We start from the raw sequence: 22,157 nt of genomic DNA on the forward strand, positions 1-22,157 counted from the left end.
TTTTGATATAAAAAAAGCCTCTGAACTGTCAGGGGCTTTTTTTGTGGATAAAGAAAGAGTTATCCACAACTTAATGATTTTTGGCTAAAAACTAGCTTCTAGATTCATTTGCATACTCAATTGATGCTTAGGGTCATCATCAATATAGTTAAAAAAGTTAAGATCATTTTGCATAAAAATCCAATCTCGCCATATAGGCTGACGCCATGAAAGATAGGGGCCCCAACTATTTACCCGCATGTCATTTTTGGTATATACGCCACCACTATAAATACCGTAAGTCAGACTATTGTCTTTTACAAACTCAAATTGTTGAAAAGTCCAATTACCCCAGTTGTATTCTTCATTTTCACTCTTATTCACATTAAATTTGTTAGCGAATAGGGTGTTGTCTTGCATTTTTTGCGTCAAGTTCAGTGTTGTTTCAGTGTAGTTCCTGCTGGTTGAGCCGTAGCGGAACAGTTGCTCTGTATCTAAGCTCATATTATGTCTTAAATTCCATTTTTTCTTGGCAAGAAATTGGACGTAAACATCACTGTCTGAGTTTGAGCCTAAATCAAGATTATTTTCAAAAGGTATCCATGTTGAAATAGTATCCCAACTTGCAGTAAGTGGATTACTGACTGAAATACGAGGGGTTGAAGCTTTCTTCTTTTTCTTACCCAAGGTTTTATAAGGATGCTTGGGCTGAGTTGCACGGCTCCATAACGTATCATTTCCAAATACGGCCATTAAGTCCTGAATCAGTGCGGCATCTGAATCATTATTTGTTTCTGCTTCACAGGGTGAAGGTGAAAAAGATAGAGAGTGACTGTTACTTTTTATGAATACGATGGACGAATGTAGAGATCGTCTTGTAGAGCGTTGATGCTTAAAAGAAGTAGAGAAAAGTTGCGTATGAGGAATTAAAACCAACATACCTAAACTATAAATACAAAGTAAGGCTTTAGATTTATATTCGAATGAAAAAGAAGAGAATTGATTCATTTTTCTGAAAATCAGGAATCAAAAGTTAGCTCAGTATTGTAAGGGAAAAAGCTTAAATTTTTATTTAAAAGTATTTTATTTTTCACCACCTTGGAGACAGCCTCCAAGGTGGTTCTTAACAATTAGAACAGTGCTTCTAAACGTAAGAATGTGCTGACAAAATGGTTACGGTCTTCACGGTGGTCATTAAAGTAATTGACGTCGCCTTGTACAAAGAACCATTCACGAAAGAGCGGCTGACGCCATGATACAAATGGACCCCAACTGTTTAAGCGTAAATCGTTGTCGTTGTAATAGCCACCTGTATAAATACCATAGTTAAAACGGTTGTTTGCAAAGAAACTATGTTCGCGGAAAACTCGGTTTTCCCATGTTAAATCATCATTTTGATCATCGGCATACGTTAAGCTGAACTGATTTGATAATATTGGTTGATTTGGACGAGCATGGGTGAGTTCTAGGTTAGTACGTAAATAATTTTCGCTATGAATACCATATCGATAAATTTCTTCTGCATAAAATTTAAAATCATTACGTAATTGCCAATCTCTTGATGCTTTTAAACGGACATACACATCGTCTCCAGAGCGTATACCCAAGTCAGCATCTGTTTCAAACGGCAGTTTTTTAGAGAAATTTGACCATCGTAACGCGATTGAACTATTGTCATCTCGTGTGCGTTTAGCATCAATTTTCTTGTTTGAATCTTGATTTGGATTCTGGTTGATATTGGCCGGACTGTTATTAAATTCATTATCTAATGAGTCATCACCAAATACCACGCTCAAACGTTTCTCTAGTGTAGGAAGCTTGATCTTACCGCGAATTCTGGGCTTGATTTCAAAGTTATCGTACTCATTCCAATAGTTATCAACCATGACACGGATCGTTGCTGTTGCTGGTTTTTGAGGGTCGACTTCACCAAACCAGTTGTCAATTTTTTCAGATGTATGATCGGCCCAATTGCGGATTTTCTTTTGCTTGCGATCAAACCAAGTCTGGTCTTCAGTTTGTTCCATGGGTGGAACAATAGGGTGATTGGACTGCTCAGGAAAAATCGTTGGAGTTGCATCAATCCACCTTGGGATCTGATCTAAAAGATTTTCACCTTTATTTTCTTGAGTTTGAGCTCCAGATGGCAAACTCTCTACTTGCTGAGTTGACGAAGAATTTATTTCTGCATGAGCCATGCATACTGAACCAAATCCTAATGTTACAAGTGCAAAAAGCTGCCGATACGTAATAACGTGAAATGTTTTCATATCTATCTTTATGTTTTGTTGTTATTGTCACTTTTGTTGATTTTTCTAATAAAATCAAGAGGACGACACAAAAGTTAAGTAAATTTAACTTTTTTTACATATTTGAACTAAATGAAAAAGTTTAAGCTAGTAGCGAGAATTTTTAAGCAAAAAAAATCCCCCAAACTAGGGGGATTTTAGATCAGGGAAACTTCAAATTCCGATCATTAAACACATAAAAAACAGAACATTACAGCGCGAATATTCTAAGTGGCAATCATAAACGCATTTTAAACAATTGAATAGTTCTTTTTTTAGAACGCTCTATTGCTAAAACGGTGATAAAACATACGATTTGTTCACACTTTACAGTTAAGACTGTTTATTTTGTGGGATATCACATGTTTCATCATTACAAACAGCCGCATCATCTTGCTCGATTTCTTGAGTATTTGCCTTGAGCTGTGCTTGTTCTAACACTTGTAAAAACACTTCACGAGGCTGTGCACCTGCAAGTGCAACTCTTTGATCAAATACAAAGAATGGTACGCCAGTTACGTTGAGTTGCTCGTGCGCAATTTTTTCGTCATGACGAACGAAATCAGCCAATTCATTTGTATCTAATACAAATTCAACTTCGGCATTATCAAGGCCAATACGAGAAGCAATTTCTTCTACCACTTCACGTTCACCAATCGCTAAACCTTCAGTCATATAAGCATGGAAAAAGGCTTCTTTTGCTTGGTTACCTAAGCCTTTACTTTGGGCTAAGTGAATAATGCGGTGAGCGTTAAAGCTATTGCCCGAGTTGGCTTTTTGCCATTGGAAGTCGATTCCTTCAGAGGCAGCCATGGCCGCAATGTTGCGCTCCATTTCTTCCATCTCTTCATAGGTTCGACCATATTTTTTCGCTAAACGCTCAGTATTTGAAGTGTCATGTGTTGCTGGCGCATTTGGATCTAGTTCGAAACTATGCCAATGAATATCAAGTTCAATACCAGCTTCAGCCGCGACATGTTCAAGGCGTTTTTTGCCGATGTAACAGAAAGGACAAACTACATCAGACCAGACATCAACACGCATGGGAGAATCTCATAAATTTTAATTACCCATCATAATAGGGGTGATGTATCAGGATTTAAAGCATTGAATAGCGAATAGAGTGTTGCGTATTGTGAAATAAATGACATATAAAGAATTAAGAGCTCTATTTTATAACTATAAAGAGCAAAACTATAAGAATGGAAATAGGAGGTGCGTATGCGCCGAATTTTGATTGCGATTGCAGGTCTGGTCGTCATTGCGGCTATTGTCTTTTTTTCCTATCAACATATTAAACAGCAACAAGCTAAAGACAGTAGCGAAATGTTCGATGTGGTGATGAGTGAAAAAATGAGTGAACTTTATGAACAGGCTCAAGATTGGTCTAAACCTGTACAACTCGATATTCATGATAAACGGCTTGCAGGACACTACAAGCAAGTCTCCGAGTTTCTTTTAAATTATTGGGTTCAAAACGTAAATGCGCGCAATGAATATTTAAGAGAACTAAAAGCTGCGAAATGGGACACTTTTTTAAATGTTGACCGTTTGGATATTGATAAAAAACAAAAATATGCTGAAACAGAAAAGATGTTGGCGGATGTTCGAAAAGCTTCAGATAAATATCAATCTGAATATGAATCAATTCATAAGACTTTTCTCGCTAAAATTCAGGAATTATCTGTTGATGCAGATACGAGACAACTACTTGAAATGAAATTGGGAACTCAGCAAAAGGCTGATCAGGATCATGCAATTTTTGTGATTGAGCTACAAATTTTAGATGATGCAGAGGAAATGTTTAAACTTCTAAAAAATTATTCGTGGCAAAAGAAAGATCATATGATTCTTTTTCATGAAAATGCCCAAGTTAAAAAATTTAACGAGCTTTACCAGCATGTTTTAAAGCTTAATGCAAAAATTGAAAGTATTAAGAAAAAGAACGTGGCTGCTTTAGAAAATGAGCTAGAAGAATAATGACAGCATGAGCATCAACTACTATGTATTGGTGCTCTCAGCTTTGCCTTTTACCAAGAAAGATTGTAATAAACTTTGAGAAGTTTGTAGTTTGTTTAACTGCTCACATACATGCATCAGTTCTGTTTGTAGCTTTTCTTGAACAATAGGGCAGAGCGTAAATATCCTTTCATCTAAATCAAAACACGGTAATAACACTTGGATATCTTTTAGTGTCATACCTGCATCATTTAATATTTTAATTTTCTTAATATTCTCAATGTCTTTTTGGGTATAACTTCGATAGTTATTGCTTGCACGATGAGGTTGTATTAGCCCTAAACTTTCATAATAACGCAGCATACGCGGACTAACTTTTGTAAGCTCGGCGACTTTAGCTAGGTTCATAAAATAGGCTTGACCTTAACAGTGGTGTCATAGTTTAGCATGCTTTTATCTTTCAAAATGGTACTTGTTCAATGATCAGAAAACTCATTTTATTGGTGTTATTCGGATTGATGTCATTTGTTGCAAATGCCAAAACACTAGAACTTCAGGAGAAGAACATGCGTCAAATATTTGTACTTCACGGTTATTCTGCTTCTATACATGATCACTGGTTTTTGGACCTAAACCATCAAATAGAAGATGAACATACGGCTGTGACCCTAATACCATTTCCAGATTCTGAGCATCCAGATGTAGATGCTTGGCAGAAGGTTTTAGATGAACAGATTCCACAGGTTAATGAAAATACCTATTTTGTGGCACATAGTTTGGGTGTGATTACTTTGCTGCACTTTTTGCAAAGACATGGTTATCAACATATTGGAGGAATGATTTTAGTATCTGGATTCTCTGGACCAATTGCAGATTCTTCACCTCTCACAGCTTATATAACAAAGAGCAAAGTCGACACCAATTACTTTAAGGGGATAAACAAAAAGCTGGTGTATTTGTCTGATAATGATGATTTGGTTCCACCAAAACTGACAGTTCAATTGGCTAAAGATATTGATGCGCCGTACATTACAGTTCCTAATGGCGGACATTTTTTAGGTCGGGAAGGTTATACGACATTTCCGCAAGTCGTGAATTCTTTAAAAGAAATGTTAGAGAACGACTAAAAATTTATAAGATAAATTTCACTCTATAAATGGTTATAAATCATTTATAGGGTGGTTTTTCTATTCGGCTTTCTATTAATAAAAGTCCCTCACTATTACATTAAAAATTTTAATTATATTTACCGTTTATCCGAGCTTTACTGAATCAAGATACAGTTTGTTGTAGCCTATTTATAGAGACCTTTATTTGAATCTTCATCTTTTGATTGAAATAGGATGACTGATTTTTTGGAGCAAGTTATGAGCTTTTTAAAACAATCAGCTTTAATCGCTGCATTTGCTTTTATGGGTTTGCCAACTGTTCAGGCAGAAGAGGTAACGACTTTACCCACTATTCGCGTTATGGCTGAATCTGAGCTACGTGATGAGGTGGGCTTTGTGCCATTTCAAGAAGATAAGAATGTACGCCAAGCACTACAACACCATGAATATAAAATATATAACGATATACAGAATGCTTTAGTCCCTGAAGGTATGACGACCGTAGATTATCAGCCCGTTATTGCGCAGCCTGATCTCTCACAACTTTCTCCATTTTTACGAGAATATATTTTAGCTGTAGCGGGTGGGATTCAGTCTTCTGACCCAACCAATGGTCTTTTTGAAATGTTAAAGCCGTTGAACATTAATCGAGGTAATGTCGATGGTTATCGTGAAGGTACGATGAAAGTAAATTTAGATGATATTTTGAAATTACAGCAACAAATCCAAGACGGTTTAAAAGGCCGATAAAATAAAAATCCCCGCATTGAGCGGGGATTTTTTATCTTGGTGTTAATTAAACACGTTCGATAATCGTTGCAATACCTTGACCAAGGCCGATACACATCGTCGCAAGACCAATTTGAGTATCTTGTTGTTCCATTACGTTCAACAACGTAGTGGTGATACGCGCACCAGAACAGCCTAGTGGGTGACCCAAAGCAATCGCACCACCATTTAAGTTAATGATGTCTTGCTTGTCATAAACGCCTAAGCCTTTCATTACTGACAAGCCTTGAGCAGCAAATGCTTCGTTTAATTCGATAGTTTGAATATCAGCCATCGTTAAACCAGCACGTTTAAGCGCTTTTTGAGTTGCTGGAACTGGACCATAACCCATGATTGCTGCGTCACAGCCTGCTACTGCCATAGAGCGAATTACAGCACGTGGTTTTAAACCTAATGCTTGAGCACGTTCAGCAGACATAAGCAACATTGCAGAAGCACCGTCAGAAAGAGCAGAAGAAGTTGCTGCTGTTACTGAACCACCTTTAGGGTCAAAGACAGGTTTTAATGCTTTGAACGCTTCAAGGTTTGCATCTGGACGAATTACTTCATCGATGTCACAAAGGATTTTAAAGCCATTTGCATCGTGGCCTTCAACACCAACGATTTCATTTTTGAAACGACCTTCTTGAGTTGCAGCCCAAGCACGGCGGTGAGATTCAACACCGAACGCATCTTGTTCTTCACGCGTAATGCCGTTCATGCGACCTAACATCTCAGCAGTTAAGCCCATCATGTTAGATGCTTTTGCATAGTGTTTAGATGCTTCTGGGTTAAGGTCGATGCCGTGCATCATACCTACGTGGCCCATATGCTCTACACCACCAATAATGAAAATATCACCTTGGTTAGTCGCAATTTGTGCAGCAGCAGTATGAAGCGCTTGCATAGATGAACCACAAAGACGGTTCACTGTTTGACCAGCAACAGTTTTAGGCAAGTCAGCCAATAAACCGATGTTACGGCCAATGTTCATACCTTGTTCTAGTGTCTGGTTTACACAGCCCCAGATCAGATCTTCAACTTCATTTACATCAAACTGGTTACGAGCAACGAGCGCGCGTACAAGTTCAGCAGATAAACTGTCGGCACGTACATTACGGAACATACCGTTTTTAGATTTGCCCATGGCAGAACGAACGCCATCAACAATCACAACGTCACGTGGATTTAAAGTAGCCATTCACGTCGCTCCTTAACCGTAGAATTTTTTATTGTTAGCAGCCATGTCGCGCAACATTTGCGGCGCTTCATAAGCCTTACCTAAGTGTGCATATTTATCGCAAAGTGCAACGTATTCAGCAACACCTGTTTGGTCGATGTAACGGCATGGACCACCACGGAATGGAGGGAAACCTACACCCATAATCATTGCCATGTCTGCTTCAGATGCAGTTGCTACAATCTTGTCTTCCAAGCAACGAACTGTTTCGTTACAGAAAGCAAGCATCATACGGTCAATGATTTCTTGGTTATCAAATTCGCGTTTTTCGCCAGTTACGAACGGAGCAATCACTTCATATGCTGTTGGATCAACAGTTTTTGCTTTCTTGCCTTTCTTGTCGAGTTCGTATTTGTAGAAACCTACGTCATTCTTTTGACCAAGACGTTTCGCTTCATACATTGCTTGGATTGCGCCTTTGTAGTCTGGCTTCATACGGTCAGGGAAACCTTCCGCCATGACTTCTGCACCATGCACACCTGTATCAATACCTACAACGTCGATGAGGTAAGCAGGACCCATTGGCCAACCAAACTTAGACATTACATTGTCGATTTGCTGGAAATCTGCGCCGTCTTTTACAAGAAGGTCAAATGCACCGAAGTAAGGGAACAATACACGGTTAACCAAGAACCCTGGGCAGTCATTTACAACGATTGGTGTTTTACCCATTTTTTGAGCAAGAACGACAGTCGTTGCAATTGCTTCTTCAGAAGTTTTTTCACCACGAATAACTTCTACAAGCGGCATCATGTGAACTGGGTTGAAGAAGTGCATACCAACGAAGTTTTCAGGACGTTGTAATGCTTTTGCCAAACGTGTAATTGAAATTGTAGAAGTGTTAGAAGCAATGATCGTATTTTCACGAACATTTTTCTCAGTTTCTGCAAGTACGATTTCTTTAACTTTTGGATTTTCAGTTACCGCTTCGATCACGATATCAACTTCTTTAAACTCATCGTAGCTTAAAGTAGGACGGATACGAGCAAGCGTTTCACCCATTTGCGCAGGTTTCATTTTCTTGCGTTCAACTTGTTTAGTTAACAAGCTGTTTGCTTCTGACATACCTAGTGCAAGTTGTGGGTTACCAATATCCTTCATGATAATTGGAGTGCCTTTGCTTGCCGCTTGGTAAGCAATACCGCCACCCATAATACCAGCGCCAAGTACAGCCGCTTGATTTACAGGGTGAGCACCTTTTTCATGTTGTTTAGATGCTTTTTTCACAACTTGGTCATTGATGAATAAACCAATCAATGCACCAGCTTGTGGAGTAATTGCTGCTTTAGCAAAGCCTTCAGCTTCAACTTTTAATGCTTCATCACGTGCAAGGCTTGCACCAGCTTGTAATGAATCAAGTAATAATTTTGGAGCAGGGTATTGAGCTGGGTTTGCTTTAGCAAGTACAGCCCCTTTTGCTGTGTTGAACGCCATCATTTGTTCAAGCGGGTTCAATTTTACAGCGTCAAGTTTTTCTTGGCGTTTTGCTTTCCAGTTTAAACGACCAGAAATTGCTTGTTTAACCAAGTCAGTTGCAGCATCAAGTAATTTGTCCGCAGCGACAACCGCATCTACAGCACCATCTTTAAGCGCAGCAGCTGGTTTTTTAGGAGCAGCCATTGCCATCCATTCAACTGCATTGTCGATACCAATAACTCGGCTTAAACGAACACTACCACCGAAACCAGGATAAATACCAAGTTTGATTTCTGGTAAGCCCACTTGTGCAGCTTCTGACATCACGCGATAGTCACAAACTAAACACATTTCAAAACCGCCACCCAAAGCCATGCCATTAATAGCAGCAACTTTTGGAAGGTCTAAATCTTCAAAGCTATTGAAGATTTCGTGAACAGGCATAAGCCAGTCAACAATCGCTTTTTCGCCTTGTGCGAAGTTTTCACCAAACTCAGTAATATCTGCACCAACAATAAATGTAGATTTACCAGAAGTTACAACTAAGCCTTTAATATCGTTATTGGCTTTTACAGCCGCGATAGCAGCTTTGAAATCTTCAATTGTTGCACGGTTAAATTTATTGACCGACTCACCTTGTAAGTCAAAGCGGAATTCTGCAATTCCGTCCGCAAGCATTTGGACGGTAATGGCATTGCCAGCGTGGATCATGCCTGATCTCCTTAGTTTTGGAGGATTTCTAAGTTGATGTTATGAAGCGTGTGTACAGCTCCGGTACACATTTATGCTTCGCTAATCTTACGATAACTATATCTAAAAAGAACCCGACAAGTTGTATCAAGCCGTGACGCAAGGGTCATCTTATTTTTTATTGAATTCATACCACTTAAATGCATAAAGAAAATCATATACATAGAGAGCATCTAAAGGCTTTTGTTTTAGTTTAAGTTTTTATTTATGAGAGACTTGAGTCATGAATTTTCTATATGAAAAATGGCATTTATAAAAAATTAATTTCTTGTCAAAAAAGTCAATTGCTTAGTAATACTGCTTAAAAAACTGAGCTATAAATTCACTAAACTTGGGTTATTTATATCTATAAAAAATAAGTTATGTTTTATATTTTAAGGGGATTGATACATCTAAATAGGTTCTTTAATTTTTTGCATTCGCTTTTTATAAGTCAATTTTGTTAAAATTTGCGCCAATTAAATATTCTTCTGGTTACTATTACCTTCGAAAATTAAGGTAATGTTGCCCTAAACTTTTGAAAGAGTAGCAATATGATTAAGTGGATCGTATTAGCGATTTTTGTAATATCTGCATTGTATATCCAACATCGCGGCAAAGTGCGTCACTCGTTTTATCGTCAATTTTTTGACCATTCAACCTTGCTCGCACCGATTAACTTTTTAATGTACATCTTTTCAAAGGTACCGAATCAGCCTTATATCGACACTCAACACTTTAAAGATTTAAAAGTGTTAGATGAAAATTGGGAAATGATTCGAGATGAAGCGAAAGCTTTATATGACCAAGGTGGGATTAAAGCTTCGAGTACCTATAACGACTTAGGTTTCAACTCGTTCTTTAAAACAGGTTGGAAACGTTTTTACCTGAAATGGTATGAGTCGAGCCATCCTTCGGCAGCTGAGCTTTGTCCAAAAACGACAGCTTTACTGAAAACATTACCAACGATTAAAGCGGCAATGTTTACCGAACTTGCTCCTGATAGCCGTTTGGTTAGACACCGTGACCCGTACGCAGGCTCACTTCGTTATCACTTAGGTTTAATTACACCAAATGATGATCGCTGTTTTATTGATGTAGATGGTGAAAGATACTCTTGGCGTGACGGTCAAAGTGTTGTGTTTGATGAAACTTATATTCACTATGCTGAAAATAAGACCGATCAAAACCGTATTATTTTCTTCGCAGACGTTGAGCGTCCGATGAAAGTGAAATGGATGGAACGTTTTAACCATTGGTTTGGTCGTAACGTGATGACTGCAGCAAGTTCACCGAATGAAACAGGTGACCAAACGGGTGGATTAAATAAAGCATTTGGTTATGTGTACCAAATTCGTATTAAAGCCAAAGCATTAAAAGCTAAAAACCGCAAATTATATTACTTCTTAAAATGGTTCCTCATGCTTGGAATTTTCTTCCTGATTTTTGTGCGACCATATGTATTTTAATTAAAGCGCCCGAAAGGGCGTTTTTTTATTGTGATTATTTAAATAATTTAGATTTATTTTTATGCATTTAAAACGATGATTATTAGCGTGGGGAGTATTTTATTTAAAATTTTAGGTGAATTTTATATTAATTATTGGGATGATAATGCGACTGGTAAATATATGCCTTTCTTGTACTTAATAAATTTTAAAAATTTGCGTGGAATATAAATGAATACGGTGATGAAACAAGCTTTAGTAATAACTACATTCAGTGCAGCAGTAATATTAACTGGATGTGGTAAATCTAAGCCAGAGCCAAAATCAAAAACAGAAAAAGTTGAGGCAATTTCGAATTGGAGCTGTACGCATCCTGACAATTTAAATCAGATTCAAACCTCTTTGAAAAAAGAATATTTGAAGCAAATCGAACGTAGCTTAAGACAAAGTCAATATCAGGTTGATGCTGATATTCTTAATAAAATTAATCAAGGTTTGAAGTTTGAAATTAAAAATATTCGTACTTTACCGTTAGAAGATGAAAGCCAAAAAAATACACAGTTAAGTTGTCAAAGCCAATTGGTCGTTTCATTTCCTAAAGGTTTACAAAAACGTGCGGAAAAAGCATATGTTGAAGAACTGCGTCACTCTAATGAAGAATCGCAAACGCTTAATGATTATTTTTCGGATAATGAATCATCTTTGACTCTTGAAAATGACCAATTGAAAGGTGAATTTTTCTATAACATTACAAAAACAGATAAAGAGGGGTTGGTGTTTGACTTACCAAGTCAAAACACTGTGATTGAAGGATTGGTTTTTGTTGCCACTAAAGCTGTGCAATATGCTGCTTATGTTAAAGAAAATGAGTTGATTGACGAAAATATTGAAGAAAATCGACAAATATCTGAACAAAATAATGAAGAGCAGACTGCTTTGGCTCAAGAAGCCATGGATGTTCGTAAAAAAGAATTGGATAGCGACAAAGCGAAGCAAGTGGAACGCTTAAATCAGACTTGGGATAAATTGAGCGCTGAGAAAAAAACTCAATTTAAACAAGATCAATCGGATTGGTTTAAAAAACGTGATGTTGAATGTAAAGTACTGGCACAAAAAAGTGTGGAAGAAATTCCCGAAAAGGACTTAGAAACTTACCAAAAGCAATCCGATTATTGGACTGCTGATATGCGTAAGCAAAATCAAGAGATGCAATATACACAGTGCTTTATTCAAAAAACTGCAGAGCGAACAGTTTATTTAAATAATTTAAACTAATCTGAAACCCTCTATAAGTGCTTGGTCAATCGTGTTGAAATAGATGGGATTGACCAATCTTTAGTAAGCTCGAAAGGGATTTTTTTATAGAATAAATTCAATAAATTGTTTTTGTGACCCATTTCACAGTGCTGGCAATTTGTTACAACTATTAAAAGCCAACGCATAATTTTGATTCTACAATTGCTTCGTTTTTTCGAAGACTGGTTAGCGGAAGTAGGTTTCAAAATGGCTCATGCTCATCACGTAGCTCATGCACATGTTCACCACATTAAATTGAGAAAAGAAGAAAGTTCTCAGGGTGACTTAAAAACGAAAGCGATGTTAAACAAAGCTTCGGCTGAGACTAAAAAGCATAGCCGATCGACTTCTAAAAGACATAAGGTAGAAGACCAAAATATCGATCTGCATAAGTTCTCAAGCAAACTTGAAAGCATGTCAGCAAAGCACAGTAAAGAAAAATGCGCCAAGAATATCCGTATTGCTTTACAGGCTGCTGGTGCAGATGTTTCAAAGCATCCAGTAGCTGCATCTGACTGGGGGCATACTCTAGAAAAGAACGGCTATAAGAAAATTAAACCAGCATTCAACCGTCCTCAAGAAGGCGATATTTATATTATTGAACGTACCAGTGGCCATACCTACGGACATATTGCTGGCTATACGGGCAATGGCTGGTTCTCAGATTTTCGTCAAAAAACCTATGCGGTGTATAAAGAAAAAGACGTGAAATATAGTTACTATCGTCTCGATTCTTAAAGATGTACGACACACTTTGTCGGTCTACTTTGTCATCCCTTGTCAAATTTAGGTTCTGGCACAGTAAAGCACTTGAAAAGTAAGGATGAAAACATCACATTAGGTATTCAGTATTAAGCCATGCATGCCAATAGTGAATCAAAACGCTCGTCCTCATATTGAAAAAATTTTAGCCCATATGACCCAGCTTCCAGGCGTTTATAAAATGCTAGGGAAAGAGGGTGAATTGTTATATGTCGGTAAAGCGAAAAACCTAAAAAATCGGGTATCGAGTTATTTTGTCAAAACCATTGAGCATCCGAAAACTCAGGCTTTAGTTGCACGAATTTATGACATTGAAACGCTTGTTACGCGTTCAGAAACTGAAGCGCTGCTTTTAGAACAAAACTTAATTAAACAACATCGTCCGCCTTATAACATTATGCTGCGAGACGACAAGTCATACGTCTATATCTTTGTATCGGCAGATAAACCTTATCCACGAATTGCCAGTGGACGTGGTAAAGGTAAGCACCAAATTGGTAAATTCTTTGGGCCTTATCCAAGCGCTTATAGTGCGCGAGATACCTTACTGGTTTTACAAAAACTTTTTAATGTCCGTCAGTGTGAAAATAGTTACTTCTCACAGCGCAAACGTCCATGTTTGCAATATCAAATCAAGCGTTGTTCTGCCCCGTGTGTAGGCTTAGTTTCACCAGAAGATTACAAAGAAGATGTGAATAACAGTATTCGTTTCTTACAAGGTGACACCAAAGAATTAAATCAAGAGCTGATTGCGAAAATGGAGCAGGCAGCGGCAGATCTTGAATTTGAAAAAGCTGTTTTCTATCGAGATCGATTGTCTTTGCTTCGTGAAGTACAAGCGCAACAAGCCGTTTTCAAAGTGAAAGGTGAAGCTGATATTTTGGCAATTGCTTATCAGGCTGGTGTGACATGTGTGCAGATTATGCATGTACGTAACGGACGTATGCTAGGTGGTAAAAGTTATTTTCCTGATATGTTGGGTGATGACCTCGGACAAATGCTAAGTGACTTTATGGCAAACTTTTACTTTCAGGTTGCTGATGAAGTACCAAGTGAACTGATTGTAAATACTGCTTTGTCTGACCATAAAGAGCTGGAAGAAGCCTTAGCACAGCAGTTTGGAAAGAAAGTCCAGATTAAGAGCAATGTGCGAGAAACACGTGCTGAATGGTTAGAGCTTGCTGAAATGAACGTTCAGCATGCAATTAAAGGTCAGTTGAGTAACCACTTAGAACTCAATGAGCGTTTCCACCAGCTTGAGCAGGTGGTTGGCCGTCCAATTGATCGTATCGAATGTTTCGATATTAGTCATACCATGGGCGAAGCACCGATCGCATCATGCGTGGTGTTTGACCAAGGCGGTGCGCGTAAACGTGACTACCGACAATTTGCCATTCAAGATATTACTGCGGGCGATGATTATGCTGCGATGCGACAAGCTTTAACGCGTCGCTATAAAAAGGCGATGCTGCCTGATTTGCTTTTAATTGATGGTGGTAAAGGCCAGCTTCATATGGCAATGGAAGTGATGCAAGAACTTGGACTTGAAGCTTTCATGATTGGTGTCTCAAAGGGTGAAGGGCGTAAACCGGGACTTGAAACGCTTCATTTTACTGACGGTACAAAAATTCAGTTACCCGAAGATAATAAGGCACTACATTTGATTCAACAGGTACGTGATGAAGCTCACCGTTTTGCGATTACCAAACACCGAGCTAAACGTGATAAACGCCGTAGCACCTCAGTTTTAGAGGCCATTCCGGGCTTAGGACCTAAACGCCGTCGAGATTTATTAACACATTTTGGTGGGATTCAAGGCGTGTTAAAAGCATCGGAAAAAGAACTGACAGTCGTGCCGGGCTTAGGGGAAGTGATGGCAAGAACGATTTATAAAATTTTGCATGAGTAGCCACGTATTTAAAATTTGAGTGACAAAAGCGCTCGTAAATTAATAGCTGAATGACCATTCACATGATGGTCAAAATAATGAAAGATACTTTCTAATCACGCACATGACTTAGGGATATGCATGTCATTATTACAGCTATTTGAAGATGTAAAACAGAATGAATGGATTGATATACCCGCAGGGTGGTTACAGGGCCGTACGGTTTTTGGTGGCCTTGTTGCTGGGCTATTAATGCAAAAAGCATGCTCCCATATTCAAGATCCAAATAAAAGATTATTAAGTTGTAGTGTTACTTTTGTGGGTCCTGTACAGCAAGGTTCTGCCCGATTGACTATTGAAGTTTTAAGAGAGGGGAAGTCAGTCACTACGCTTGAGGCACGTTTATGGCAAGATGACGCAGTGCAAACCATTTTGGTTGCAAGTTTTGGGGCATCTCGTGCATCGAGTATTGAGGTTAAACAAGAACCCGTTGCTCCTGTATATGTACAACCTGAAAATTTATCTGTCATTCCTTTTGGTCAGCATATGCCTGAATGCTTTCAGCACTTTGAAGTGTGTTGGGCTGAGGGTAATTATCCGGTGACAGCAAGTGAGCATCCAGACTTTGGTGGTTGGTCAAGGTTCTCACCAGAGCAACATGAAAATCGTCAACTAACATTGCCTGATTTGATTGTTCTCATGGACATTTGGCCGCCGGGTGTATTGCCAATGTTTAAGCAAGTTGCACCTGCAAGTTCTTTAACGTGGCACATTACGTATGTGAACCCAGTCCAGCATCAATTGTGTGACTGGTTTAAATATAAAGTCGTCACGGAATATGCAAGTGAAGGTTACTCGACAGAATATGCATATCTTTGGGATCAAAGTGATCATTTAATTGCAATTTTGAGGCAAACTGTTACGGTATTTACCTAAGCAATCTACTTTCTCGATTCACATATTTCGTATAAAGTGGCTGTTACAGATAGATACAATATTGAAGTATGTGTCTTTGTCTGTTAAAAGATGCGTGAAGACTAAATTGGCGGTGTTTATGACCACAGGGCGAATCCTGAATATCCCAAATATCCTAACTTTGGCGCGTATCGCGCTTATTCCAGTATTTTTGGTGATTGCATATTGGCCGCCTGCAATAGGTATTGGTGAGCACGTAGGAAGTATGACTCGTCATATTATCTTGACTGCGATCTTTGTGCTGGCTGCTATAACCGACTGGTTTGATGGCTATTTGGCACGATCTTTAAACCAGACTTCAGCATTTGGCCGATTTCTAGACCCAGTTGCAGACAAACTCATGGTAGCAGCTGCACTTATTGTTTTAGTACAGTGGAAACCTACCATTGCGATGGCTTTTGCAGCAATTGTTATTATTTCACGGGAAATTACTGTTTCTGCTCTACGTGAGTGGATGGCAGAACTGGGTGCGCGAACCAGTGTAGCAGTGTCAACTGTAGGTAAATATAAAACTGCATTTCAAATGATTGCGATTAGTGTGTTCTTACTCAACTGGCAGCCTTTAGAAATGTTGGCTTATGCTTTGTTATATACAGCAGTCATTCTTACTTTGTGGTCAATGTTTATTTATTTAAAAGCCGCGTGGCCATATCTAAAGCAGCCATAAAACCAAATAAGATTCTAAAAAGCCTTTCCTTGAGAAAGGCTTTTTTATTGCAAAGCGTAAAAATAGCGTAACTCACGTAATTGGTATGATAAGTAAATACCATTGGCAAAAGGACGCTAAACTGGCATTGTTAGCTTGAGAGATGGCTAAGCAGCAAGGGGAGATTGCATGACTCTAGATTTATTTTCTCCGGAACCTTGTGAAAATTTATTACCTTATGATGGGGAAGTTCAGGACTATGGATATATTTTTGGTGCTGAAGAGGCCGAGCAATATTTTCAGTATTTGTATCAACATTTGGCATGGCGACATGATGAAGCGAAGTTATACGGCAAGCACTTCATTACTCCCCGCAAAGTTGCTTGGTATGGTGACGAGCATTATAGATATAAGTATTCTGGTGTTTTTCGGGATTCTCTGTCGTGGGACAAAGCGCTTGCTAAGTTGAAACAGCAGGTAGAACAAATTCTTTCAGAAAAATTTAATTCTTGCTTAGCCAATCTTTATGAAGATGGAACGCAAGGTATGGCTTGGCATAGCGACTCAGATGTTTCTTTAGCTAGAACAACCACCATTGCTTCTTTAAGTTTTGGAGCGACCAGAAAGTTCTCTTTTAGACATATTCACACTAAAGAAAAAGTTGAAATGTGGTTACAGCCGGGGCAACTTATTGTGATGCGCGGTGAAACTCAACAATATTGGCAACACCATTTAAATCGTTCGACAAAAATTTTACAACCACGTATTAATCTGACATTCCGTCAGTTCAAATTTTCATAGGTTTTTGCTAAAAATTAAGCAAGAAAAAAGCCCATGATGGCTGCATGAGCTTATTCCTCTGAGGGAGAGCCTTCTATTGATGAGCTGCTGATGAAAAGAATCATCAATAGGTGCTAAAATCATAATATGAGAATATTTTGATGTTTTCAATGCTTAAAAATGTAAAAAAACTTTAAATTATCAAAAATACTATTTTATATCTCACCTTTTTCTGAGAGTTCCATAAAGCGCTGCTCAATCAATCCAGCATTTTCTTGCAAAATTTCAATCAGTTTTTGAATATTTAAAAAGTCAAAACGATTCTTTGATGCGACTAATGTTAAAGCCAAAGGAACTTCTTTACTCGAAAAACGAACGGGAACGGCAAGGCCTGAAACATTAGGGTCAATCTCACCTTGTGAGAAATAGAAGCCTTGTTTTTTTATTTTACGCATGCGTTGAATAAAGCTTGTTTCGTCTAGAGCAAAACCTGACTGCGATAGCTCATTCTGAAAACGTTCATAGTAGTCATGCATGCGCTGTTTACTTAAATGTGACACCATTGTTTTTGGTGATGCTCCAACATAGATCGGACGCGGACAACCTCGGCCATATGAAAGTAGCTCTGTATCTTTAAAAATCTCATGATGAATATCAATACAATAGTCATCATTTAAATAGGTGAGTAAGCAGCAAAGTTCAGTGCGCTCAACAATATTGCGCATAAACGGCGTACTGATTTGGACGAGTGGATCTGTTGTTCTGGATACATAGTCAAGAACTGCTATTTTTGAGCCTAAAGTGTAATCGCCAGAAGTACCATTAATACGTTTTAATAAGTCGGCAGATACGAGTTCTTTCAAATAACGGTAGCTGGTCGGTTTAGACAAGCCAAGTTCTTCGCAAATAATATCGACATTAATCACTGGTCGTGAAACTGAAAATAAATCCAGTACGGTTAAAATTTTGCCAAAACTTGAAATTGCCATGATGTCTTATTCGTATCCTTAATAAAGAGTCACACTTGAGTTCTTATAACAGAAAAATTGAAGCTTTGTCTCAATTGCAAGTTAACTACCTGATTTAAATATTTTACGCTCAGAATCAGAAAAGTTCTCTTGATTCGTACATCATATATGATTAACTAAAAACATATCAAATTATCAAATAAAGATATTTTAGTTGACTAAATCACTTTAATTTGAAAAAATTGTGCAACAAAATATCTAATCGAGAAATTGGTTTACTCTGCCAGCTTTCTCGATGTCTCTCCTTTCCTAAGCTTGGTCGCCTAAATAGCGGTCAAACTGAAATCATCTGGGCATATCATGTAAAGATGTAGGAAAAATCATTGTATTGAAGGATGCTCTCATTAACTCATTTGTCTATAAGGCAAATGACAAAGTCGTGTTGTCTTTTTAAAAAGGCAAGGGCACGCTGAGGAGCATGCTCATCAGTTCAAATCTGTATTTGAGATGAGTTCATGTTATTAAAGCAAATACTGGCTTTTCGCCCGAGTAAGCTTGATCTAATTTTTGCAATAAAGACATTTATTGCCGGCATGTTGGCATTATTTGTCTCGTTTGAATTAGACCTGATTAATCCAATGTGGTCGATCGGTACTGTCTTGATTATCGCCAACCCTTATTCGGGTATGGTGTCGTCTAAGTGTGTCTATCGTGTTTTAGGGACGGTGGGTGGCGCCATTGTTGCATTAACAATCACGCCTCATCTGATTAATACGCCGTGGATCTTTACGGTGGTGTTATCACTATGGGTGGGCTTTGCGCTTTATGTATCCTTACTCGACCGGACGCCTCGCAGTTATGCATTTATGTTGGCGGGTTATTCAACTGCAATGATTGCGTACAACGCGATTACTTATATTGATCAGTACAATATTTTTGATATTGCTTTGGCGCGTGTACTTGAGATTTCAATTGGTGTGATTTCAAGTGCAGTGGTTTCCGCAACTATTTTGCCTATGCATATTGGTTCAGCCATTAAGCAACGTGTAACTAAAACACTCAAAGATACAGAAAACCTATTTGCAAATTTGTTAAATGCAGACCAGCAGCAAAACAATACACAGCTTTTAGCCGCAATTACTCGTGATACAACTGATATTCATGCTTTGGCAGTTCACTTGAGTTATGAAAAAGGTGAATTGCATGGCATGACTAAGCCTTTGCAAGAAATGCTCCATCAAATGTCGATGGTAGTTGCAAACTTGGTTGCTTTGTCTGAACGAATTAAACAGTTACAAGAACTGAATTTTGTTGAAAGTCATGCGGATAAATTAAAACAGCTTTCAGGTCATGTGATTCATTTTCTCGAACAAAAAGACCAGATGATTGATGAAAATGTTTTGCAGTTACCTGCTGAGTTTGAAAATGACTTTTTGAACTTAAATGACTCGGCTTCTGAACATCAGCAAGTTTTATTGGCTGCCATGAAAATGGATGTCCGCCACTTTATTAGTAATGTTTTAGCTGTAAAAGTTTTATGGCAACGCATTAAGCAGGGCAATAAAGAGATTCCAGATAGCATTACCCCAATGACTACGACCTACCCAAGTTTACACCGAGATCACGGGGTAGCGGTCAGAGGCGGTATTAGTGCGGTACTCATTACATTTATTGTGACAGGTGTGTGGATTCTGTCTGGCTGGAAGGCTGGATTTATGATGGCACAGATTGGTGCAGTAACTGCTTGTATTTTAACGGCCTTAGATAACCCTGTTCCTGTCTTGCGTATTTTTATATGGGGCAGTGTGGCATCGGCTGTTTTAGTGTTTATTTATGCTTTTGGTGTTTTTCCTCATGTCACCACATTTTGGGAACTGGGACTCGTTTTGTTACCGATGTTCTTATTTGCGGTTTCTATGATGGCAAATCAGGCACTCATGCCTGTAGGTATGGTGCTCGGTATTAATACCATGATGGGCCTGAACTTGCACAATGCTTATAGCATGGATGCAGTGTCTTACTTAGACAGTTCATTCGGTATGGTGATGGGTGTATTGGTATCTCTCATTGTGATAGATGTCGTGCGTGCCATGTCACCAGATACCAGTGCAAATCGTATTTTAGCTTTACATTATCGCGCGATGCGCCAAGCGATTTATATCCCTTATGGTATTGAATTCAAAGTTCATTTGAGAGGTATGTTAGACCGTGTTGGTGTCTTAAACACTAAAATGGTGCAGTCAGAAGAGATTAAAAAATCAATTCATCAGGCACTTGTTGAATCAAGTGCAATTGTTGATTTAACCCGTTTGCAAGAGTTAGCAAATCAGGTTCAGTCATCTTCAGAACTGGCTCATCATATTGGGCGTTTGCAACAAGATTTAGATGAGCTATTTAGAGCTAAAGAGAATGAAAAAGATGAAGCAGATGTATTAATACAACATATTCATCAGACTTTGTTTGAACTAAAACAGCTTGCTTCAAATATAGAAGATATGGCTATTCGACAAAGATTATTTATTTCACTAAATAATATTGCTTATAGCATGTGTCATGTTTCATCAAACCAAATGAATGCAGATCGTACGCTTACAGGAGCCACAGCGCATGGGTGAGTTTAATGTCTACGGTATTTACGTGCCCGCTTTGCTCGTCCAAGCCTTATTTGCATATATATGTTTCCGCTTGTTAAGTCCTTTAACTAACAAATGGATTGCACAAGGCTGGATTGCATTGCCCAGCATTTTCAATTTGTGTTTTTACCTTTTATTACTTTTGGTGATACACCAAGTTTTTGTTGGGTTAGGTGCTTAAAGATGTTTGCCAGATTAAAGATTGAGTTAGGTGAGTGAAATGAATCAATTGGAGTTGAAAAAAGTCATCCGTCCAGTGATTTTGATTGTCGCATTAATGATTGCGGTCTATACCATTGTGCATTTATGGAATTACTATAATGCAGCGCCGTGGACACGTGATGGTCGCGTTCGTGGTGACGTCATTCAAGTTTCTTCAGATGTAGCAGGGCTTGTAACGGAAGTATTGGTTCAAGATAACCAAACTATCAAAAAAGGTCAGGTGCTTTTTAAAATTGATGTCTCTCGCCGAGCTTTAGATGTAGAGCAAGCAAAGTCTGATTTGGCAAAAGCAAAAGCGGCATATGCTCAGGCGCAAGCAGGTTTAGCACAAGCCAAAGCAAACTTAATTAAGTCGAGTACAAACATTAAGTTAGCCGAGAAAAACGCAAACCGTTATTCAAACTTAATGGATGGCGCTATTTCTAAACAAGAACAAGATCAAGTCTTTGCAACTCGCGATCAATCCCTTGCAGAGCATGAACAACTTCAAGCTGCGATTGAACAAGCAGAAGCAACTATTAAGCAGCAACAGGCACTCGTTGAAGCTGCGACAAGTAACTTGCATTTAGCTGAACTTAATATGCATCGTGCTGCTGTGGTGGCACCCGCAGATGGAACACTCTCTAACTTTGATATGCGCCCTGGTAATTATGTTCAAGTTGGACAAGCAGTTGCAGCATTACTAGACCGTAAACAACTCTATGTTGTAGGGTATTTTGAAGAGACAAAATTAGACCGTATTCATATTGGCGATGAAGCGAGTGTACAGTTAATGGGTGATAGTCAGAAAATTAAAGGTCATGTACAAGGTATTGCATCGGGTATTGAAGACCGTGAGCGTTCAAGCAGTTCTAAATTGCTTGCAAACGTAAACCCAACCTTTAGCTGGGTTCGTTTAGCGCAGCGTGTGCCTGTGAAAATTGTGTTAGACGAAGCGCCAAAAAATCAGCTTGCTTTTGTTTCTGGCCGTACTGCGACAGTACATATTATTGAAAAATAAAAAGCTTAAGTTTTTAAACTCAATAAAAAAGCATGTGTAAAACATGCTTTT

The 22,157-nt window shown here is 38.5% G+C and carries 20 protein-coding genes and 1 pseudogene; 14 read left to right on the top strand and 7 right to left on the bottom strand.

Annotated elements, in window-relative coordinates:
- Nucleotides 1-84: 84 nt before the first annotated feature.
- From ABFY81_RS12575 to ABFY81_RS12585, 3 genes are all read right to left on the bottom strand, one after another.
- A complete protein-coding gene (locus tag ABFY81_RS12575; RefSeq protein ID WP_347913889.1) occupies nt 85-987 on the bottom strand; it encodes a selenocysteine synthase in 903 nt (300 codons plus the stop codon).
- 122 nt (nt 988-1,109) lie between these two features.
- A complete protein-coding gene (locus tag ABFY81_RS12580; RefSeq protein ID WP_347913890.1) occupies nt 1,110-2,249 on the bottom strand; it encodes a hypothetical protein in 1,140 nt (379 codons plus the stop codon).
- Nucleotides 2,250-2,600: 351 nt separating this feature from the next.
- A complete protein-coding gene (locus tag ABFY81_RS12585; protein ID WP_039251221.1) occupies nt 2,601-3,311 on the bottom strand; it encodes a DsbA family oxidoreductase in 711 nt (236 codons plus the stop codon).
- A 177-nt stretch (nt 3,312-3,488) separates the two neighbouring features.
- On the opposite strand from ABFY81_RS12585, the gene ABFY81_RS12590 reads away from it, so the two are divergent.
- Nucleotides 3,489-4,247: a hypothetical protein gene (locus ABFY81_RS12590; protein ID WP_004699140.1), complete on the top strand. Its 759-nt coding sequence runs from the start codon at nt 3,489-3,491 to the stop codon at nt 4,245-4,247.
- 21 nt (nt 4,248-4,268) lie between these two features.
- Here the strand turns inward: ABFY81_RS12590 and ABFY81_RS12595 are convergent, their stop codons facing one another.
- Nucleotides 4,269-4,634 (bottom strand): MerR family transcriptional regulator, encoded by a 366-nt coding sequence (locus tag ABFY81_RS12595; protein ID WP_100290198.1) that lies wholly within the window; start codon nt 4,632-4,634, stop codon nt 4,269-4,271.
- 71 nt (nt 4,635-4,705) lie between these two features.
- On the opposite strand from ABFY81_RS12595, the gene ABFY81_RS12600 reads away from it, so the two are divergent.
- Nucleotides 4,706-5,353, top strand: a complete 648-nt coding sequence (locus ABFY81_RS12600) for an alpha/beta hydrolase (protein WP_347913891.1) — start codon at nt 4,706-4,708, stop codon at nt 5,351-5,353.
- 240 nt (nt 5,354-5,593) lie between these two features.
- The gene (locus tag ABFY81_RS12605) at nt 5,594-6,085 is read left to right on the top strand and encodes a hypothetical protein (RefSeq protein ID WP_347913892.1); all 492 of its coding nucleotides are present in this window, start codon (nt 5,594-5,596) and stop codon (nt 6,083-6,085) included.
- Nucleotides 6,086-6,131: 46 nt separating this feature from the next.
- Here the strand turns inward: ABFY81_RS12605 and fadA are convergent, their stop codons facing one another.
- Nucleotides 6,132-7,304, bottom strand: a complete 1,173-nt coding sequence (fadA, locus tag ABFY81_RS12610) for an acetyl-CoA C-acyltransferase FadA (RefSeq protein ID WP_335864134.1) — start codon at nt 7,302-7,304, stop codon at nt 6,132-6,134.
- 12 nt (nt 7,305-7,316) lie between these two features.
- A complete protein-coding gene (fadB, locus tag ABFY81_RS12615; RefSeq protein ID WP_311070300.1) occupies nt 7,317-9,470 on the bottom strand; it encodes a fatty acid oxidation complex subunit alpha FadB in 2,154 nt (717 codons plus the stop codon).
- A gap of 572 nt (nt 9,471-10,042) precedes the next feature.
- Between fadB and lpxO the strand changes: the two genes are divergently transcribed.
- From lpxO to ABFY81_RS12655, 8 genes and pseudogenes are all read left to right on the top strand, one after another.
- Entirely contained in the window at nt 10,043-10,957 is a 915-nt protein-coding gene (lpxO, locus tag ABFY81_RS12620) for a lipid A hydroxylase LpxO (protein ID WP_004699120.1), read from the top strand.
- 87 nt (nt 10,958-11,044) lie between these two features.
- Nucleotides 11,045-11,171, top strand: a pseudogene (locus ABFY81_RS12625) (hypothetical protein).
- Nucleotides 11,168-12,211, top strand: a complete 1,044-nt coding sequence (locus ABFY81_RS12630) for a lysozyme inhibitor LprI family protein (RefSeq protein ID WP_343568471.1) — start codon at nt 11,168-11,170, stop codon at nt 12,209-12,211. The pseudogene ABFY81_RS12625 and the gene ABFY81_RS12630 overlap by 4 nt, the downstream one beginning before the upstream one ends.
- A 228-nt stretch (nt 12,212-12,439) precedes the next feature.
- A complete protein-coding gene (locus ABFY81_RS12635) occupies nt 12,440-12,970 on the top strand; it encodes a CHAP domain-containing protein (protein WP_077162870.1) in 531 nt (176 codons plus the stop codon).
- A gap of 133 nt (nt 12,971-13,103) precedes the next feature.
- Nucleotides 13,104-14,903, top strand: coding sequence for an excinuclease ABC subunit UvrC (uvrC, locus tag ABFY81_RS12640; protein WP_347913893.1), 1,800 nt, complete (start codon nt 13,104-13,106; stop codon nt 14,901-14,903).
- Nucleotides 14,904-15,023: 120 nt separating this feature from the next.
- Nucleotides 15,024-15,818, top strand: coding sequence for a thioesterase family protein (locus ABFY81_RS12645; protein ID WP_347913894.1), 795 nt, complete (start codon nt 15,024-15,026; stop codon nt 15,816-15,818).
- 118 nt (nt 15,819-15,936) lie between these two features.
- Nucleotides 15,937-16,524 carry a CDP-diacylglycerol--glycerol-3-phosphate 3-phosphatidyltransferase gene (gene pgsA / locus ABFY81_RS12650; protein WP_004699108.1) on the top strand — a complete coding sequence of 196 codons (588 nt, stop codon included), beginning with the start codon at nt 15,937-15,939 and terminating at the stop codon, nt 16,522-16,524.
- 168 nt (nt 16,525-16,692) lie between these two features.
- Nucleotides 16,693-17,304 (top strand): alpha-ketoglutarate-dependent dioxygenase AlkB, encoded by a 612-nt coding sequence (locus tag ABFY81_RS12655; RefSeq protein ID WP_347913895.1) that lies wholly within the window; start codon nt 16,693-16,695, stop codon nt 17,302-17,304.
- Between the two features lie 194 nt (nt 17,305-17,498).
- On the opposite strand, the gene ABFY81_RS12660 is transcribed toward ABFY81_RS12655, so the two are convergent.
- Complete coding sequence (locus ABFY81_RS12660) at nt 17,499-18,272, bottom strand: IclR family transcriptional regulator C-terminal domain-containing protein (protein ID WP_004699103.1); 774 nt, start codon at nt 18,270-18,272, stop codon at nt 17,499-17,501.
- 494 nt (nt 18,273-18,766) lie between these two features.
- Between ABFY81_RS12660 and ABFY81_RS12665 the strand changes: the two genes are divergently transcribed.
- The 3 genes from ABFY81_RS12665 to ABFY81_RS12675 are packed head-to-tail and all read left to right on the top strand — an operon-like array spanning nt 18,767 to nt 22,106.
- Nucleotides 18,767-20,866: an FUSC family protein gene (locus ABFY81_RS12665; protein WP_347913896.1), complete on the top strand. Its 2,100-nt coding sequence runs from the start codon at nt 18,767-18,769 to the stop codon at nt 20,864-20,866.
- A complete protein-coding gene (locus tag ABFY81_RS12670) occupies nt 20,859-21,065 on the top strand; it encodes a DUF1656 domain-containing protein (protein ID WP_004699097.1) in 207 nt (68 codons plus the stop codon). Before ABFY81_RS12665 ends, ABFY81_RS12670 begins: the two co-directional genes overlap by 8 nt.
- A gap of 39 nt (nt 21,066-21,104) precedes the next feature.
- Nucleotides 21,105-22,106: an HlyD family secretion protein gene (locus tag ABFY81_RS12675; RefSeq protein ID WP_347913897.1), complete on the top strand. Its 1,002-nt coding sequence runs from the start codon at nt 21,105-21,107 to the stop codon at nt 22,104-22,106.
- Nucleotides 22,107-22,157 lie beyond the last annotated feature (51 nt).

Source organism: Acinetobacter sp. WA-87, from assembly GCF_039938935.1.
GTDB classification, from domain to species: Bacteria; Pseudomonadota; Gammaproteobacteria; order Pseudomonadales; family Moraxellaceae; genus Acinetobacter; species Acinetobacter seifertii.